The sequence below is a fragment of the Streptomyces sp. NPDC101194 genome, from assembly GCF_044767885.1.
Taxonomy (GTDB): domain Bacteria; phylum Actinomycetota; class Actinomycetes; order Streptomycetales; family Streptomycetaceae; genus Streptomyces.
Window position 1 is genome coordinate 350,630 of record NZ_JBIWOS010000006.1, and the last position, 18,249, is coordinate 368,878.

The 18,249-nt window shown below is 72.8% G+C and carries 12 protein-coding genes; 9 read left to right on the forward strand and 3 right to left on the reverse strand.

Annotated elements, in window-relative coordinates; all coding sequences use genetic code 11:
- The coding region (locus ACIRP2_RS24125; protein ID WP_404253504.1) for an SUKH-4 family immunity protein at nt 1-1,172 on the forward strand (1,172 nt) is incomplete at its 5' end.
- Nucleotides 1,173-1,344: 172 nt separating this feature from the next.
- A complete protein-coding gene (locus tag ACIRP2_RS24130; protein ID WP_404253506.1) occupies nt 1,345-2,244 on the forward strand; it encodes a cellulose-binding protein in 900 nt (299 codons plus the stop codon).
- 42 nt (nt 2,245-2,286) lie between these two features.
- Here ACIRP2_RS24130 and ACIRP2_RS24135 read toward each other — a convergent pair whose 3' ends face one another.
- From ACIRP2_RS24135 to ACIRP2_RS24145, 3 genes are all read right to left on the reverse strand, one after another.
- Nucleotides 2,287-3,876, reverse strand: coding sequence for a cation acetate symporter (locus ACIRP2_RS24135; protein ID WP_404253753.1), 1,590 nt, complete (start codon nt 3,874-3,876; stop codon nt 2,287-2,289).
- A 26-nt stretch (nt 3,877-3,902) separates the two neighbouring features.
- Nucleotides 3,903-4,364 (reverse strand): DUF485 domain-containing protein, encoded by a 462-nt coding sequence (locus ACIRP2_RS24140; RefSeq protein WP_404253508.1) that lies wholly within the window; start codon nt 4,362-4,364, stop codon nt 3,903-3,905.
- A 178-nt stretch (nt 4,365-4,542) separates the two neighbouring features.
- The gene (locus tag ACIRP2_RS24145) at nt 4,543-6,102 is read right to left on the reverse strand and encodes an MFS transporter (RefSeq protein WP_404253755.1); all 1,560 of its coding nucleotides are present in this window, start codon (nt 6,100-6,102) and stop codon (nt 4,543-4,545) included.
- Nucleotides 6,103-6,561: 459 nt separating this feature from the next.
- Between ACIRP2_RS24145 and ACIRP2_RS24150 the strand changes: the two genes are divergently transcribed.
- The 7 genes from ACIRP2_RS24150 to ACIRP2_RS24180 all read left to right on the forward strand — a co-directional run bounded on the left by ACIRP2_RS24150 (nt 6,562) and on the right by ACIRP2_RS24180 (nt 18,247).
- Complete coding sequence (locus ACIRP2_RS24150) at nt 6,562-7,350, forward strand: ABC transporter ATP-binding protein (protein WP_404253510.1); 789 nt, start codon at nt 6,562-6,564, stop codon at nt 7,348-7,350.
- Complete coding sequence (locus tag ACIRP2_RS24155) at nt 7,347-9,932, forward strand: ABC transporter permease (protein ID WP_404253512.1); 2,586 nt, start codon at nt 7,347-7,349, stop codon at nt 9,930-9,932. Before ACIRP2_RS24150 ends, ACIRP2_RS24155 begins: the two co-directional genes overlap by 4 nt.
- A gap of 248 nt (nt 9,933-10,180) precedes the next feature.
- The gene (locus tag ACIRP2_RS24160; protein WP_404253514.1) at nt 10,181-10,441 is read left to right on the forward strand and encodes a hypothetical protein; all 261 of its coding nucleotides are present in this window, start codon (nt 10,181-10,183) and stop codon (nt 10,439-10,441) included.
- A 185-nt stretch (nt 10,442-10,626) separates the two neighbouring features.
- Nucleotides 10,627-12,489, forward strand: coding sequence for a BTAD domain-containing putative transcriptional regulator (locus ACIRP2_RS24165; RefSeq protein WP_404253757.1), 1,863 nt, complete (start codon nt 10,627-10,629; stop codon nt 12,487-12,489).
- Between the two features lie 4 nt (nt 12,490-12,493).
- On the forward strand, nt 12,494-14,698 hold the full coding sequence (locus ACIRP2_RS24170; protein WP_404253516.1) for a TOMM precursor leader peptide-binding protein: 2,205 nt from the start codon (nt 12,494-12,496) through the stop codon (nt 14,696-14,698).
- A complete protein-coding gene (locus ACIRP2_RS24175) occupies nt 14,688-16,658 on the forward strand; it encodes a TOMM precursor leader peptide-binding protein (RefSeq protein WP_404253518.1) in 1,971 nt (656 codons plus the stop codon). The genes ACIRP2_RS24170 and ACIRP2_RS24175 overlap by 11 nt, the downstream gene beginning before the upstream one ends.
- Before the next feature lie 14 nt (nt 16,659-16,672).
- Entirely contained in the window at nt 16,673-18,247 is a 1,575-nt protein-coding gene (locus ACIRP2_RS24180) for a nitroreductase family protein (protein ID WP_404253520.1), read from the forward strand.
- Nucleotides 18,248-18,249: the final 2 nt, after the last annotated feature.

Sequence of the window (18,249 nt, forward strand, 5' to 3'; positions counted from 1 at the left end):
CGTCGGGTGGGGGTGTGCATCATGCCGCGACGATGCTGGCCGACCCCGGCATGGGTGGTCCCGGTGCGCCGCAGCCCCCCGGTCCTCCCGGTCCGCCCGGAATACCGCAGGGCGGCGGCCCCGTACCACCGAATCCGCACGGCCCGCCGCCCCCGGCGTACGGCTATCCGCAGGCGCCGAGCGGTCAGCCGACCGTCGGCCCCGGCTATCAGGCCGTGCTGCGCTACCGCGCGCCCGACGGCAGCGAGCAGCAGCTGATCCGCCGCTCGGCGCCCGGCACCCCGCATCCCGAGTGGCAGATGCTGCACGAGCTGCGGGCCATGAACGTGCCGCCGCAGCAGGTCATCGAGCTGCACACCGAGCTGGAGTCGTGCGAGCTTCCCGGTGGCTACTGCGCGCGGATGATCCGTGAGACCTGGCCGCAGGTGCGGATCACCAGCGTCGCCCCGTACGGCACCGATCACGCCAGCCGCCAGCAGGGCATGCAGCATCTGCTCACGCATCAGGGCGAGCTGCACCAGGTGGCGGACGGGCCGGCGCGCCCGGCGCCGGTGCGTGCGCCGCTGCCGCAGATGCCGGCCGCGCCGCAGGTGCCGCCGGAGGTCGTCGCGCAGGAACTGCTGCAGAGCTTCGGCCCGCAGGGCATCCTCCGCTTCGACCAGCGTGCGGTGTCCCGTCAGGGCGTGCCCGAGACCGTGGCGCGGAGCCTGGTGTGGGCGGGGCTGCCCGCCGACTTCGGGCCGTTCTTCTGGGCGCAGCCGGGGCAGCCGGTGGTGCCGACGCTGGCCGAGCTCGCCGCGCAGCGGCAGGTGCAGGCCGCCCCGGACGCCGGGTCGTACCTCGTCATGGGGACCGATTTCGGTCGGGCGATCTGTGTTCAGTACGGCACGGCGAACATCGTGGCCGTGCCGGTCGAGGCGGGTTCCCCCGCGGGCGGGCACGGCCAGTCGGCCGCGCCGCAGTTCGTGAACACCGGACTGCCGGAGTTCCAGCGCTCGATGGCGCTGCTCGGCCGGATGTGGCGGCTGCGCTTCGGGCTCAACCCGGAGCAGGCGGGTCGCTGGACGGTCGACTTCCAGGCCCAGCTGGTGGCGCTGGACGCGGCGGCGCTGGCGTCGCCGGAGAGCTGGTGGTCCGTACTCCTCGAGCAGATGTGGGACGGGCTGATCTGACCCGGCAGCCGTGCGGGGGCGGCCCGGATCCCGACCAGGGTCGGGGCACCCCCGCTCGGTCTGTGATGCCTGTCGCTTCCGTCCGGAACGCGGCTGATCGATTCCGACTTCTGTGCCAATTACCGCATCCTTGACGTATTGCTGATCGGAGAGTCGGAAAGAGGCTTCAAGGATGAGTTCTGCACCGGTGTCCCCGCACGGCTTCGTCGTGGTGCGAGGGCGCGGCTACCGCCCGGAGCAGGTGGACAACAAGGCCGCCGATCTGTCGGCGGAGCGGGACGAGGCGCGGGAGCAGGTGTCCCGGCTGACCGCGCTGGTCGACGAGCTGTCGGCCGAGTCGGCGCGGCTGGGCGAGGTCGTCGCCGCGCTCGCCCCGCAGAACTACGCATCGCTCGGTGAGCGCGCCCAGCGGATCCTGGGGCTCGCCGAGAGCGAGGCCGAGGACGTCCGGGGCGCCGCCCGTGAGGATGCGCAGGCGTTGCGGGACGCGGCACAGGAGGCGGGCCGCGGGCTCCGCGCGTCGGCGGGCGCGGACGCCGAGGCGATGCGGACGGCGGCCGGGAAGTACGCCGAGGAGACGCTGGCCACGGCCCGGGGCACCGCCGAGGAGAGCGTTGCCGAGGCCCGACGGGAGGCCGCGGAGGTGCGGGAGCAGGCGGATTCGGCGATGGCCGAGACGCGTCGTCGTACCGCGAGTGTTCTGGCGCACCAGGAGCAGGAGCACACCGAGCGGTGGAAGACGGCCGAAGGCGAGCTGGCCGAGGCCGAGGCCGCGCAGGCGGCCCGACACGACGAGCAGATCGAGCGGGCGGAGGCCGGTCTGGCCGAGGTGCGGCGGGCGCTGGCGGAGACCGAGGAGGCCGCACGGCACCGCCAGGAGGACGCCGACGCGCGGGGTGCGGAACTGTTCGCCGCGGCCCGGGTCCGCGAGGAGCGGGTGGTCCGGGAGACGGAGCGGATCCTGCGGGAGCACGAGGAGGGCCGCGAGGAGGCGCAGGCGCACATGACGCACGTGCGGAACTCGCTCGCGGCGCTCACCGGGCGGGTGGCCCCGGATCCGGCGGAGGACTGAGGAGCCGCGGGTACGCACCGGGGCCTTGTGGCCCGGGGTGGTTCAGGGCAGGGGTGCCGGTGGCACCCCTGCCAGGATGCGGGGCTCCTCCCTGTCGTAGCGGCGGCGGGCCTCGGCCGCCGTGTAGCGGGGGAGGACGGTTCCCAGCCAGCCCGCCAGGAATCCGGCCGGGATGGAGACGAGCCCGGTCGTGGTGAACGGGAACCAGTTGAAGTCGTGGTCGGGGAAGACCGAAGAGGGGGAGCCCGAGACCAGATTGGTGCCGGTGATCAGCACCATGACGGTGACGGTGCCGACGATCAGGGTGCAGAGCAGTCCGGTACGGGTGAAGCGTCGCCAGAACATGCTGTAGACGAGCGCCGGGGCGAGCGCCGACGCTCCGACGCAGAAGGAGAGGGTCGCCAGCGCCTGCACGTTCCAGTGCCTGGCCACGACGGCGAGCGTGATGGCGAGCAGCCCGACCGCGACCGCCGAGACCTGTGCCGTACGCATCTCGGACAGGCCGGCCACCGGCTGCCTGTTCCGGCGACGCACCCCGTGCAGTCCGTGGGCGAAGAGGTCGTGGGCGAGGGCGTTGGCGCAGGCCAGGATCATTCCGGCGACCGAGGCGAGCAGTGTCAGGAAGATTGCCGTCGTCATCGTCGTGACGATCAGCGCGCCCATCTGGCCGCCGCCCGCGACGGCTCCGCTGACCTGCAGGATCGAGCTGTTCCCGGATGCCCCGGCGGCGGTGATGCCGTCATGCCCGACGAGCGCGCCGGCACCGAAGCCGATCACGACGAGCAGCAGACAGATCCCGGCGACCACGGAGACCGCCCAGGACAGGGAGCGGCGGACGGCCTGGGTGGACGGGGCGTTCGTCATGCGCAGGGTGACGTGCGGCAGGCAGGCGGCGCCGAGCACCACGGTCAGTTCGGAGCTGACCATGTCGAGCCCGCTGCCCTCGAACTGGAGTCCCGAGCGCAGATAGGCGCTCCCCGCCCCGCTGCCCTGCTGGGCGGCCGAGAGCAGGGCGCCGGTGTCCCAGCCGAACCGGTTCATGATCAGTACGGCGATGGTGAGGGCGGCGACGAAGAGGACCACGGTCTTCACGACCTGGATCAGCGAGGTGCCCTTCATGCCGCCGATCGCCGCGTAGCCGATCATCAGCATGCCGAGGCCGATGATGGCGCCGGTGCGGAATCCCGAGCTGTCGAACCCCAGGATGAAGGCGAGGAGATCGCCGCTGCTCGCGAGCTGGACGACCATCATCGGCACGAGCGCGGCGAGCGCGGCCGCGCAGGCGGCGATGCGGACCGCGCGGCCGGAGGCGCGGCGTTCGAGCACGTCGCCCATGGTGAACCCGCCCGCGTTGCGCAGCGGTTCGGCCAGCAGGAACATCAGCAGCACGAGCGAGAGGGTGATGCTCAGGGCGAGGATCATCCCGTCGTAGCCGGTGAGGGCGATGATTCCGGTGGTGCCGAGGACCGTGGCGGCGGAGAGGTAGTCGCCCGCCAGGGCGAGGCCGCTGCGCAGGGGGGAGCGCGAGCGGGAGCCGGTGTAGAACTCGTCGAGGTCGTCGCGGTCCGGACCGGTCATCACGCAGAGCAGCAGCGCCACGGTGGCCACGGCGAGAAAGGCCACCAGAGACATGGTCTGCGCGGAGTTGTCGAATCCGTTCACCGGGCCGCTCCCGCCCTTCGGATCCGGGCGGCGAGGGGATCGACGGTCTGCCGGGCGGTCCGCTCGTACAGGACGACGGCGAGCAGCGTCACCGGGAGCTGGCAGAGGCCGAGCGCCAGGCCGAGGTCGAGACCGCCGAACAGGGGCCGGTCCATCAGGTCCTTGGCGAAGCCGGAGAGCAGCAGGAAGACGATGAAGTAGCCGAGTGCGGTCAGCGTCGTGATGCGCCGCAGCGCCCGGTACGCGGTGCGCAGTCGGCGCAGATCGCCATGACGAGCGGAGGACGCGGGTGCGGCGGGCGCGTCCGGCCCCTCCGCGGTCGGCGAGGGCTGCGAACTCTGCCAGGGGAGCAGGTAGTCGGGGTGGTACGGAGGCGGGGGCTGATTCCGCTGGGACGGCTTCGGCAGCCGTTCGGGCCGGGCGGGATACGGGGGCGGGGGCGGGTTTCCGTACGACATCTGGGTGCTGCTCCTTGCAAGGCTCGGGTCCTGGTCCGGACGGCAAGGCAGGAGTGCGGGTGTGCTGTAGGAAGCGCGAACATTACTCGTGGGTATGGCAGTTGAGGAGAGTATGGCTGGAACTACCCACGGTAATGGCTCAGTTGCGTGAACTTTCGACGAAATGGAGCTCCCCGAACTACGGCGCGGAGGTGTCGCCGCCGGGTTCCTCCGCGAGGACCGGGAAGCGGCGCGGGGCCAGCAGGACCAGCACCAGCAGGGCGAGCGCCGCGGCCGCGGCGGCACCCAGGTAGACATGGTCGACGGCGGCGTCGACGGCCCGCCGCAACTGGTCCGTCGCGGCGGCCGAGAGGCTGCCCGGGTCGTCCAGGGCGTGCGAGACCGCGTCCAGGTCGCCCGGCAGTCCGGGTACCGGGGCGGCGGCCAGCCGGGAGGTGAGGACCCCGTTGGCGACGGCGCCGAAGAGCGCGGCACCGACGCTCTGGCCGACCTGCCGGCAGAAGAGCACCGACGCGGTCGTCGTCCCCCGCTCGGCCCAGCCGACCGTCGACTGCACCCCGACGATCAGCGGCAACTGGAACAGCCCCAGCGCCGCGCCGAGCAGCAGCATGATCAGGGCGGGCTGCCAGGGCTCGCCCGGATACGGCAGCAGCGGGAAGGCGAGCAGTATCAGCAGCGCGCAGCCCATGCCGATGATCGCGGTGAGGCGGAAGCCGATGCGGTTGTAGACGCGGTTGGAGAATGCCGCGGAGACCGGCCAGCTCAGAGTCATCACGGACAGCACGAAACCGGCGGCGACGGGGCCGAGGCCGAGTACCGACTGGGCGTACGTCGGCAGGAAGACGGTGGGGGCGACCATCAGCAGTCCCATCGCGCCCAGCGCGAGATTGACCGAGGCGATGGTCCGTCGCCGCCAGACCCAGCCGGGAATGATCGGCTCGGCGGCCCTCCGTTCGATGACGACCGTCAGCGCGCCGAGCACGACGCTGCCGGCCAGCAGCCCGAGGGACGGGGCGGAGAGCCAGGGCCAGGCGACCCCGCCCTGGACGAGCGCCGTCAGCAGCAGGGTGCCGGTGGCGAAGACGGCGAGGGCGCCCGCCCAGTCGATGCGGGGGCGCGGCGCGCCGGCTGCCCGGCGGATGCGGGACGGCTCGTGCAGGTGGCGTACGACGAGCCAGAGCGCGACGGCCCCGACCGGCAGATTGATCAGAAAGATCCAGCGCCAGTCCGCGTACACCGCGATGAGTCCGCCGATCACCGGCCCCGCGACCGCTGATGTGGCCCATACGGTCGACAGCTTGGCCTGGATCTTCGGGCGTTCCCTGAGGGGGTAGAGGTCGGCGGCGATGGTCTGCACGGTGCCCTGGAGGGCGCCGCCGCCCAGGCCCTGGACGACCCGGAAGGCGATCAGCGCGGCCATGTTCCAGGCGGCGGCGCAGAGCACCGAACCGAACAGGAACAGGACGATGCCGGCGATCAGGACCGGCTTGCGGCCGAAGGTGTCGGAGAGCTTCCCGTACACCGGCAGAGTGACCGTCACGGCCAGCAGGTAGCCGGAGAACAGCCACGAGAAGACGGAGAAGCCGCCGAGATCGCCGACGATCTGCGGGACGGCGGTCGAGACGATGGTGCCGTCGATGGCCGCCAGGGCCATGCCGAGCATCAGGGCGGCGACCACCGGACCGCGTCCGCGCGGTGGTGCGGGGGACGGGGCCGGGTCCACCCCGGACCCGGACATCGCTTCGGTACTGCCGCCCGCGCCGCTCACCAAGATTCCTTCCCCCTGCACGTATTTTCTCGTGACACTGTCTCACCCGCGGCTCCCGGCGGGGAGGGTGCCGCCGGTCCGCCGGGGTCCGCAGGGCCCGGCGGACCCCGGCGCGTGCACCCATGGGTCCAGCCCCTGAGGACCGTCTCCACCCGGGGGCCGATACCCCTAAGGGGCGCTCCCCACTTTTGCCCAGGGGAGCTTCCTCCCGGCGGAGGACGTGACCGCACGGTTCCGCTCCTTACCGTGTTCCTACACCGTGAAAAACGGCTGATCACCGCCGCGAATGCGGCTGGCCACAGGGGGCGTGGTGGGGGAAACCCCACCCGAAGACTGCGCTGCGCACCAGAGCGCCGACCCCTCTCGGAACACCAGACTTCATCCATACACCGCGACATCCTGAACACTGACGGACATAGGAGAAAAACCGTGACAACGGCTGTAACCATTCCCAGGCACGGGGGCACTGGAGGGCGTACGGCCGTGGCTGCGCGGGCGCGGCAGGTCGTCAAGGCGTACGGCGCGGGGGAGACCCGTGTCGTCGCGCTCGACCATGTCGATGTGGACATCGCCCGCGGGCAGTTCACGGCGATCATGGGTCCGTCCGGCTCCGGCAAGTCGACGCTGATGCACTGCCTGGCCGGACTGGACACCGTGACCTCCGGTCAGATCTTCCTGGACGAGACCGAGATCACCGGGCTCAAGGACAAGAAGCTCACCCAGCTGCGCCGGGACCGGATCGGCTTCATCTTCCAGGCGTTCAACCTGCTGCCCACGCTCGACGCGCTGGAGAACATCACGCTGCCGATGGACATCGCGGGCCGCAGGCCCGACGCGGCCTGGCTGCGGCAGGTCGTGGAGACCGTCGGCCTCGCCGAGCGGCTGAAGCACCGCCCCACCGAGCTCTCCGGCGGCCAGCAGCAGCGCGTCGCGGTGGCCAGGGCGCTCGCCGCCCGGCCGGAGATCATCTTCGGTGACGAGCCCACCGGGAACCTGGACTCGCGGGCCGGCGCCGAGGTGCTGAGCTTCCTGCGCAGGTCGGTCGACGAGCTGGGCCAGACCATCGTCATGGTCACCCACGACCCGGTCGCCGCCTCCTACGCGGACCGGGTGCTCTACCTCGCCGACGGGCGCATCGTCGACGAGATGCACAACCCGACGGCCGACCAGGTCCTCGACCGCATGAAGGACTTCGACTCCCGCGGGCGGACCTCATGACCGTCTGGAAGACATCGAGGCGCAACTTCTTCGCGCACAAGGGACGCATGGCGCTCTCCGCCGTCGCGGTCCTGCTGTCGGTGGCGTTCGTGTGCGGCACGCTCGTCTTCACCGACACCATGAACACCACGTTCGACAAGCTCTTCGCCGCGACGGCGGCCGACGTCACCGTCCGGCCCAAGGGCCCCGACGAGAACGACCGGCTGCCGGAGAACGGCAAGCCCGTCACGGTGCCCGCCGCCACCGTCGAGAAGGTCGCCGCGGCCACCGGGGTGAAGGACGCGGAGGGCGCGGCCGTCAGCACGTCCGTCACCGTCGTCGACAGCCACGACAAGAACATCGGCCCGACGTCGGGCGGCCCGACGATCGCGCGCAACTGGACGAAGAACGACCTGCGTTCGATGGAGATCACCTCCGGTCGCCTGCCGCGCGGTCCGACCGAGGCGATGCTCGACGCCGACACCGCCGACAAGCACCACCTGGGGATCGGCGACTCGCTGCGCACCATCACCCCCAACGGCGACATCGACGCGAAGATCACCGGCATCGTCACGTTCAAGGTCACCAACCCCGGTGCGGCCGTCGTCTACTTCGACACCGCCACCGCGCAGACGAAGCTGCTCGGCGCGCGGGACGTGTTCAGCGTCGTCTTCGTGTCCGCCGAATCCGGTGTCTCCCACACCCAGTTGAAGAAGAACGTCGCCACCACGCTCGGCGACACCTCCGGGTACGAGCTCCAGACCCAGAAGGAGGCCGCGGACGCCAGCAAGGACTCGATGGGCTCCTTCCTCGACGTCATGAAGTACGCGATGCTCGGCTTCGCCGGGATCGCCTTCCTCGTCGGTATCTTCCTGATCGTCAACACCTTCTCGATGCTGGTCGCCCAGCGCACCCGCGAGATCGGCCTGATGCGGGCCATCGGCTCCAGTCGCAAGCAGGTCAACCGGTCCGTACTGATCGAGGCGCTGTTCCTCGGCATCGTCGGCTCCGTCCTCGGGGTCGGCGCCGGGATCGGCCTCGCCGTCGGCCTGATGAAGCTCATGGGCGCCATGGGCATGGAACTGTCCACCAAGGACCTCACGATCGCCTGGACGACCCCGGTCGTCGGCCTCGCGCTCGGCATCCTCGTCACCGTCGTCGCCGCGTACATCCCGGCCCGCCGCGCCGGGAAGATCTCCCCGATGGCCGCCCTGCGCGACGCCGGAACGCCGGCGGACGGCCGCGCGGGCCGGGTCCGGGCCGCGATCGGCCTGGTCCTCACCCTCGCGGGTGGCGCCGCGCTGCTCGCCGCGACGCGCGCCGACAAGTCGAGCGAGGGCTCGCTCCTCCTCGGTGTGGGCGTGGTCCTCACCCTGATCGGCTTCATCGTGATCGGCCCGCTGCTGGCCGGCTTCGTGGTCCGGGTGCTGAGCGCGGTCATGCTGCGGATGTTCGGCCCCGTCGGACGGCTCGCGGAGCGCAACGCCCTGCGCAACCCACGTCGCACCGGAGCGACCGGCGCCGCACTGATGATCGGCCTCGCCCTGGTGGCGTGCCTCTCGGTCGTCGGCTCCTCCATGGTCGCCTCGGCCACCGAGGAACTCGACAAGTCGGTCGGCGCGGACTTCATCGTCCAGCCGTCCGGCGGCAACCCGACGCTCCTCGTGGACCAGGCGGTGAAATCCCTGGAGTCCGTGCCGGACATCGAGCATTTCACCGGCTACAAGGTCGTCGGCGCCGCTCTCACGGCTCCCGACGGCACCACCGAGAACAAGGTCCTGGCCGCCGTCGATCCCACGTACCAGGAGGACGTCCGCCGCGAGACGGTCGCCGGGAAGCTGGCCGACGCGTACGGCAAGGACGCCATGTCCGTCGGAGAGACGTACGCCACCAAGCACCACCTCAAGGTCGGCGACCGGCTCACCGTCGCGTTCAGGGGCGGCGAGACCGCGAAGCTGAGGCTTGCCGCGATCACCTCGGACGACGTGAACATCGACAAGGGCGCGATGTACACGAACGTCACGACCGCCGCGCGGTACGTCCCCGCCGACAGCCTGCCGAAGAACATGATGATGTTCGCGAAGGCCGAGGACGGCAAGGAGAAGGAGGCGTACGCCGCCCTCAAGGACGCCCTCGCCAAGTACCCGCAGTACGAGGTGAAGAACCAGGCCGACTTCAAGGAGCAGCTGAAGAAGCAGATCGGCCAGCTGCTGAACATCGTCTACGGCCTGCTGGCCCTCGCGATCATCGTCGCGGTGCTCGGAGTGGTGAACACCCTGGCGCTGTCGGTGGTCGAGCGGACCCGCGAGATCGGACTGATGCGCGCCATCGGCCTCTCCCGCCGCCAGCTGCGCCGGATGATCCGTCTGGAGTCGGTGGTCATCGCGGTCTTCGGCGCCCTGCTCGGCCTGGGCCTGGGCATGGGCTGGGGCACGGCGGCCCAGAAGCTGCTGGCCCTGGAAGGGCTCGACGTCCTGGAGATCCCGTGGCCGACGATCCTCACGGTCTTCGTCGCCTCGGCCTTCGTCGGCCTGTTCGCGGCCCTGGTCCCGGCGTTCCGGGCGGGCAGGATGAACGTGCTGAACGCGATCGCCACGGACTAGCCGCGGCGACGGCCCACGTAGGATGACTGATCCGGCCCCGGGGTGTTCCTCCAAACCCTCCGGGGCCGGACGCGTGCGGCCCCGGTCCGAGGCGTTCCCGGGGGCCTCCCGCGCCCTGGGCCGCTTGCACGAAGCTGCCGTGGTCCGTGCAGCAAGCTGACACGTCCGGGCGCGCCCGTGCGCCCTCCTCGCTGGCATCGTCGTCCTGCCGGGAACCCCCGGCAGGACGCAACAGCCGAAGGGGAATCGTGTTCAGCTCTTCGCTCTCGCGCCGGCCGGCCGGCGCCGCACGTACTGCCGCCGTCACCGGTCTCGCCCTGGTCTCGCTCGCGCTCTCCGCCGGTGCCGCCTCCGCCGCGGGGACGGCCTCCTTCGGTCCCCCGGCCGGGCAACACGGCCCCGCACAGGCGGATCAGGCGGCCTGTACGCACCTGGAGACGGTACTGGACCGGCTCCTCCTGCCCGCCGCACCCGTTCAGGTGTGCAAGCTGGTCAACGGCTGGGACTAGGCCGTGCCCGACAGATCCCGCCCGGCGCGCGACGCCCGGCACGGACCCCCGTCGGGTCGTCGGATGCATCCGGGCAGGCCCGGTACGGGGGCGGCCCTCGGCCCCGTGGCGGCACGCACCGGACGCCGCGCGCCCCGCCCCCCGGGCGGACGGCGCTGTCCGTCGGACGCGGACTGACCGCCGTGATGCGGTTTCAGCTGCTAGGGCCGCTGACCCTCACGGACGGTCCCGAGGCCGTCGTGCTCCAGCCGTCGAAGCCGACGATCCTGCTGGCCGCGCTTCTCCTGCACGCCAACGCCGTGGTGTCCGCCGACTACCTCCAGCGGGCCGTGTGGGGGGAGGTACAGCCGGCCACCGCCAAGGCCGCCCTCCAGACCTGCGTACTGCGGCTGCGCCGGCTCTTCACCAAGCACGGGGTGACGGAGACCTCCATCGAGGCGGTGCCCGGCGGCTACCGGATCACCGCCGAGCCGCACTCGCTGGACCTGCTCGGCTTCCGGGACCAGGTGCGCCGTGCGGTGGCCATGTCCGAGGACCCGGAGGCCGAACTCTGCACGCTCAAGGACGCGCTGTCCCTCTGGCAGGGCTCACTGCTGGCCAATGTGCGCTCCGACGTGCTGCACCGGGACGAGGTGCCGCGGCTCGCGGAGGAGCGGCTGCGCAGTGTGGAACGGGTCTGCGACCTGCTGCTGGGCCTCGGGCGCTACGGGGAGGCCCTCGTCGAACTGTGGACGGCTACGCGCGTATACCCGGGCCATGAGCGGCTCCACGAGCAGTTGATCGAGGCGCTCTACCGGACCGGACGGCAGACCCAGGCCCTCGCGGAGTACCGGAGGGTCAAGGGGTTCCTGCTGGACGAACTGGGTGTCGACCCCTCTCCCGCACTCCAGCAGCTGGAACTCGCGATTCTGCGCGGCGAGGACCCGGCGGCCGAGGACAGCCGGCCCCTGCGGCCGCCCGGTGCCCTCGCGAGGGTCGTCGAGGGCGAGGTGGTCGTGGCCGACGGCTCCGCCCCGGCGTCGACGGGGCGGGCGACGGTGCCCTGGGCCCCGCCCGCGGCCGTGCCGGGGGCGGGCGCGCCACTCGTGGCGCCGGAGGTTCCCGCGGTTCCGAACTTCACCGGGCGGGACGCCGAGACCGCTGCCATGGTGGCCCGTCTCACCGCCCCCGCCGCAGCCGGCGAGGACGACCGGCACCCGCTCACCGTGCTGGTGTCGGGGGCACCGGGCATCGGCAAATCGGCACTCGCCCATCACGTCGCGCACCTGGTCCGGGACGGCTTCCCGGGCGGCCGGCTGCTCATCCGTACGACCCGGCCGGACGGCGAACCCCGCGGCACCGCCGAGGTCGCGGCGGAGGTCTCGGCGGCCCTGCGCCCCGGACAGGCGGACGGGCGGACCCTGTTCGTGCTCGACGACGTGCGCGACGCCGACCAGGTGCGCCCGCTGCTGCCCCTCGTCGCACAGGCGCGGGGAGCCGTGGTCGTCACCAGCCGGATGGGGCTCGCCGGGCTCGTCGCCACGCACGGCGGGTGGGTGCACCGGCTCTCCGCGTTCACCGGGGCGGAGTCGTACGCGCTGCTGCTGTCCGTGCTCGGCGCCGAACGGGTCGAGGCCGAGCCGGAGGCCGCGCACCGGCTCACGGCGCTGTGCGGCCACTTCCCGCTCGCGCTGCGCATCCTGACGGCCCGCCTGCTGACCCGCCCCGCACTGCGGCTCGGTGACGCCGTCGGCTGGCTGGGCCAGGACCCGCTCGCCCGGCTCACCCTCACCGACTCCCCGGGCCTGTCCGTGACGGCCCTCCTGGACGGCGCGCTGAACCGGCTCGACCCGCGGCTGTCCGAGGCGTTCCTGCGGGTCGGGGCAGCACCCGGGGCCTCCTTCACGGCCGAGGACGTCCCGGCCGTCACCGAGGCGGCCCTGGAACGGCTGGCCGACGCCGGACTGCTGGAGGACGGCCCGCCGGGCCCGTACCGCATCCACGAACTGCTCCGCGCCTACGTACGAAGAACCGACCAGGAACGCATCCGCCGCACAGAGAAGGTGTGACCCCATGGCCGAGAGTGCCGAGACTGCCGAGAGTGCCGAAACCGCAGTGACCGGGACGTTCGACGCGCTCGCCGCGACCCGGCCGCGCATCCGCCGGGACGTGCTGTTCACCGAGACCCCCGGCGGGGTGCTCTTCCACAACGCCGACGGCGGGTTCCACCTGGCCGGACGCACCGCCTACCGCTTCGCCTCCCTCGTCGTCCCGCACCTGGCCGGCCACCACCGGCTCGCCGACGTCTGCGCGGGCTTCGGGCCGGGACAGCGGGCGATGGCGGCAGAGCTGGTCAGGACGCTGTACGAGCGGGGGTTCGCCCGCGACGTGCCCGAGCCCGGCACCGGGGCCGGGCCGGTACCGGAGGAGGTGGCGCAGCGGTTCGCGGCCCAGATCGCCTATGTCGACCACTACGTCGACGGTGCGCCGGAACGCTTCGCCCGCTTCCGCGCCACCCGCGTCGCGGTGCTCGGCGACGACGAGATCGCCCGGTGGTGCGCGCTGAGCCTGCTGCGGAACGGGTGCGTGCGGATCGGCACGACCACGGAGTTCGGCGAGGTCACGGCCGAGGCGGCCGGGGGCGCCGCACGGGCGGACCGGATCGCCGCCGGTCCGCGGGCCGACTGGGCGGCCCTCGACGGCTACGACGTCGTCGTGGTGACCGGGGCCGGGGCCGGGGCGCGCACCCACCGGCTGCTCGCCGCCGGCGTGCCCGAGGGCCGGACCCTCATCCCCGCCTGGCTGTTCGGCGAGCGGCTCGTCGTCGGCCCGCTCTCCACCGCGACCGCCACCGGCTGCTGGTCCTGCGCCCTGCTGAGGCTGGGCGGCAATGTGTCGGCCGGGGAGGCCGCCGCGCTCTGGGGCGAGGCCGCGGGTGCCACCCCGGTGTCCCGGGACGAACTGTCCGGCCCGGTCGCCGCGATGGTGGGCAACCTCCTCGGCTACGAGATCTTCCGCCTCACCACCGGTGCGCTGCCCGCCGAGACCGCCGGCCAGGTCCTGGTCCAGGACCTGGCCTCGCTGGACGTGATGTCCGAGCCGGTGCGGCCGCACCCCCGCTGCGGTCGCTGCGCAGCCCTGGACGTCCGCGAACCGGCGCCCGCGCTGCCGGACGGCCTGGCACTGCCCGTCACCCCGACCGTGGAGACCGCCCGCGACGCGGAGGCCATGGTCGAGGAGCTGAACCGGATCAGCGGGGCGCTGGTGCGCCCGCACACCGGGATCTTCACCCGCTACGACGACGAGGGGCTGACGCAGACCCCGCTGAAGCTCAGCCGGGTCGAGGTGGCGCTCGGCACCGGGCCGCGGCGCAGGATCGCCGCCTTCGACGTGCACCATCTGGCGGGCGCGCGGATGCGGGCGCTGTACGCGGCGGCTGCGGCGTACGTGGAGCACGTGGTGCCCCTGGCCCCGGCCGCGGCGGAGCCGGCCGACCGGATCCTGGGCCCCGACGTGCTGACCACCGGCGGCGGGACCGGCGCGCTGCCGGACGCCTGGACCGTCGCGACCTCGCTGATCGGGAAGGAACCGGTCCGGGTGCCGGCCGCGGCCGTGCGCACCTTCGGGGCGGACAACCGGGACCGGCTCCATCTGGCCACGGCGGCGGGTGCGGGCGCGGGTGCGGACGCACGGGAGGCCGCGGGGGTCGGCCTGTTGTCGGCGCTGGCGCACGACGCACTGCTGCGGGCGGTCCGGGGTGCGGCGGTGGTGAGCCCGGTCTCCGCCGACGGCGACGACCCGGAACTGGTGTTCCTGCTGAAGTCCGCGGCCAACCTGGATCTCGCCGTGGAGCTGCTGGACCTGGGGGAGGAGGAGCGCACCTCGGCCCAGGTGGTACTGGCCCGGGAACCCGACGGGGAGCGGACGCCGGGGCGTTGGGCGGTCGGCGCGGGACTGTCGCGCCGGGCCGCGGCCTGCGCCGCGCTGCGGGATCTGCTCGGCCGGGCACAACTCGCCGCCGAGGACCCGGACGCGGAGGTCGACCTCGGCGACCCGCTGGTGAGCGACCTCGCCGCCGGGAGCATCGCGGTCACCGGCGCCCCCGTCACGGCGGCCGGGCCCACGGCCACGTTCACCGGAGTGCTCGACCGGCTCCGGCTCGCCGGACGCGACGCGCTGTACGTGCCCACCACCCCGGCCGATCTCGCCACCGGCGGCATCAGTACCGCCCGGGTGCTGCTCACGGTGGACGGCGAGGGCGGGCCCGATGCCCGTTGAGACCCCCGTCCGCGGCGATCGTCCCGTGGCGGCGGAGTCCGCGCGCACGCTCGCGGAGCTCCTGCACGAGGCGCTGGCCCTGACCCACCACGGCACCCCGCCGCCGCTGGACGTGGCGCCGCTCGGCGTGCGCGACGCCTTCGCGGGCGCGGCGGCGGTCACCGGCGCCCCGGTGGCGGAAGCAGCCGTGCCCGTCCGGTTCTACGGTTCGCACGTCGTCGTCGGCCCGTTCGCGCCGCCCGGACGCGCCGGCCGGCGGATCTGCGCCCACTGCCTCGAACGGCGCTGGCAGTCGGTCCGTTCCGTCGCGCTGCGCGAGGCGCTGGAGCTCGGCTCGGGCACCCGGGCGGCCGGGGAGTCCCCGTACCTCACACCGTTCGCCGCGCACGCGCTCGCGGGGGTCGTCGCCGCCCGGCTCGGCGGCACCGGACCGGAGACCGGCGCCCTGCCCGCCGTGCACTTGGTGGACCTGCGGACGCTGACGGTCCGCCACTACCCGCTCGTCCCCGACCCCGAGTGCCCGCGCTGCGGGGTGCGGGAGCCGGACACCGCCGGGGCGGCCACGCTCACCCTGCGCCCGGCGCCCAAGCACCGTCCGGGCGGCTTCCGGGTCCGGGACATCGAGGAGTACGCACTGCCCGTCGAGCCGTACGCCAACCCGGTGTGCGGTTCGCTCGGCCCGTCCGTCGTCCAGGACGTCTCCTCCACCTCCACCTCCGCCACCATCGGCTGCTTCTCGATGCGCTCGGGGGAGTATCTGCGCGAGACCTTCTGGGGCGGCCACGCCGACACCTTCGCCGAGAGCATGCGGATCGGTGTGCTCGAAGGACTCGAGCGGTACGCGGGCATGCGCTCCCGGTCCAGGGCGGTGCGGACCCGGGACTCCCTGAACGCCCTGCGCGCCCGTGGCGAGCACGCGCTCGACCCGCGGGTGTGCGGGCTGTACTCCGACGCCTTCCACCGGGCCAACCCGCGCGTGACCCCGTTCACCCCGGACCGCGCGATCCCCTGGGTCCACGGCTGGTCCCTGCGCGACCGGCGCACGGTCCTGGTGCCCGAGGTCCTCACGTACTACCACGCCCCCGGCCTGGAGAACCGCTTCGTCCAGGAGAGCTCCAACGGCTGTGCCTCGGGAGGCTGCCTCGAAGAGGCCGTCTACTTCGGGCTGATGGAGGTCGTCGAGCGCGACGCGTTCCTGCTCGCCTGGTACGGGAAGGCGTCCCTCCCGGAGATCGACCCGCGCACCAGCCGCCGCCCGGCCACCCGCCAGATGGTCGACCGGCTGGAGATGTACGGCTACGAGGCCCGCTTCTTCGACACCCGGATCTCCTTCCCGGTCCCGGTCGTCACGGGGGTCGCCGTGCGGCGGGACGGCGGCCCCGGTCTGATGTGCTTCGGCGCGGGCGCCGGGCTGGACCCGGAGGCAGCCCTGGCCGGAGCGCTCTGCGAGATCGCCACGGACGCGGTGAACCTCCGCCGGCGCACCGAACGCGACCAGGAACGGCTGCGCGCCATGGCGGAGGACTTCCACCGGGTCGAGGCACTGCACGACCACCCCCTGCTCTACGGCATCCCGGAGATGGGCCGCCACGCGCACTTCCTGATCGGCGAACCGGGAGCGCCGCGCCCGCCCCTGCGGTCCTTCGACCAGCTGTACGGGGACGGCTCGGCGCTGCCCGTCTCCGACGATGTGCGCACCGACCTGACCCGGTGCGTGGACGCCGTCACCGCCGCCGGATTCGATGTGGTCGTCGTCGACCAGACCATGCCGGAACAGCGTGAGCTGGGTCTGACCACGGTCGGCGTGATCGTGCCCGGACTGCTGCCGATCGACTTCGGCTGGACCCGGCAGCGCGCCCTCGGCATGGACCGGCTGCGTACCGCCCTGCGCGAGGCCGGGCTGCGCGGGAGCGATCTCACCGACGCCGACCTCAACCCCGCCCCGCACCCCTTCCCGTGACCGAGGAGCCCGCCATGGGGTACGCCCATGAATACGCCGCCGCGATCCTTCAGCGCGGCCGGGTCCCGATGGACCCCGCCGATTTCGTGCCGAACTGGTCGGACGGCCCGCGCAAGGCCAAGTTCTACCCCGGCGTCGACAGCCTTCCGCTGCCCGACTGCGACTACCCGGCCGACGCCGCGCTCGACCGGGGGATCGCCCAGGAGGCATGCGGGGAAGGGAAGTTCGATCTCACGCTGCTCGCCGGGATGCTCCGCGACTCCTACGGGCTGACGGGCCGCCGCCTGGGCATCCAGACCAACACCGACCTCGGTGCGCTGCCGCACTACCCGCTCGCCAACTGGTCGCGGGGCTCGGCGTCCGGCGGCGGGCTCTACCCGGTCAGCGTCTACTGGGTGTCCGGGCCGAGCGGTCCCGTACCGCCGGGGGTGCACTACTACTCCACGCGGCACCACGCGATGCAGCGGCTGCTGACCGGGGACGTCTCCGGCGAGGTGCGGGCCGCGCTCGGGGACGGGGCTCCGGGGCCGGACACCGATCAGTACCTGGTCCTCGGCATCAAGTACTGGCAGAACGCCTTCAAGTACAACAACTTCTCCTTCCACGCCGTGTCCATGGACCTCGGCGCGTGTGTGCAGACCTGGCGGATGTGGGCCGGCGCGCGGGGACTGTCCGTACAGCCCGCGCTCTGGTTCGACGAGGAACGGCTCGGCCGGCTGCTCGGTGTCGACACGGCGGCGGAGGGCGTCTTCGCCGTCGTACCGCTCGACTGGGCCGGGGCCGCCGCCCGTACCCCCCTGGCCGCCCCGGTCTCCGTGCGCCACCGGGACCGTGAGCGTTCGCGCACCGTCCTCACCTTCGACGCGCTCCGGCGGATGCAGGCCGTCACCGCCGCCGGCGCCACCGACCGCCCCGACCCGGCGGTGCTCGCCCCCGCGGCCGCGCACCCCGCCGATCCGGCCCGCCCGGAGGTGGCGCTGCCGCCGCCCCCGCCGCTCGGCACGGACGTACGCACCGCCCTGCGCGCCCGCCGCAGCAGCTTCGGCCGCTTCGACGCCCAGCGCCCGATCGGAGCCGAGCAGCTGGCCGGCTGCCTGGCGGCCTCCGTGGCCGGTTCGCGGATCGGCGGGGACACCGGAGGGCAGCGGCTGGCGAAGCTCTACGCGTTCGTCGGCCATGTCGAGGGGATCGAGCCCGGTGCGTACGAGTACGACCCCGACGCGCACGTTCTGCGGCTGGTGAAGGCGGGCAGGCCGGGGGAGTTCCTGCAGAAGAACTACTTCCTGTCGAACTACAACCTGGAGCAGGCGGGCGCGGTCCTGGTGCCCACCGTGCGCACCGAAGCCGTCCTGGACGCCGTCGGGGACCGTGGATACCGCCTGGTGAACGCCACTGTCGGGGCGATCGCGCAGACCGCCTACACCGCCGCGTCCGCCGTGGGCGTCGGCTGCGGGGTGGCGCTCGGCTTCGACAACATCTCGTACATCGAGGAACTCTCCCTCGCCGGGACGGGGGAGGCGCCGTTGCTGATCATGATGATCGGCAACGAGCGGCCCGCCCCGGCCGACTTCCGGTACGAGATCGCCTGAGC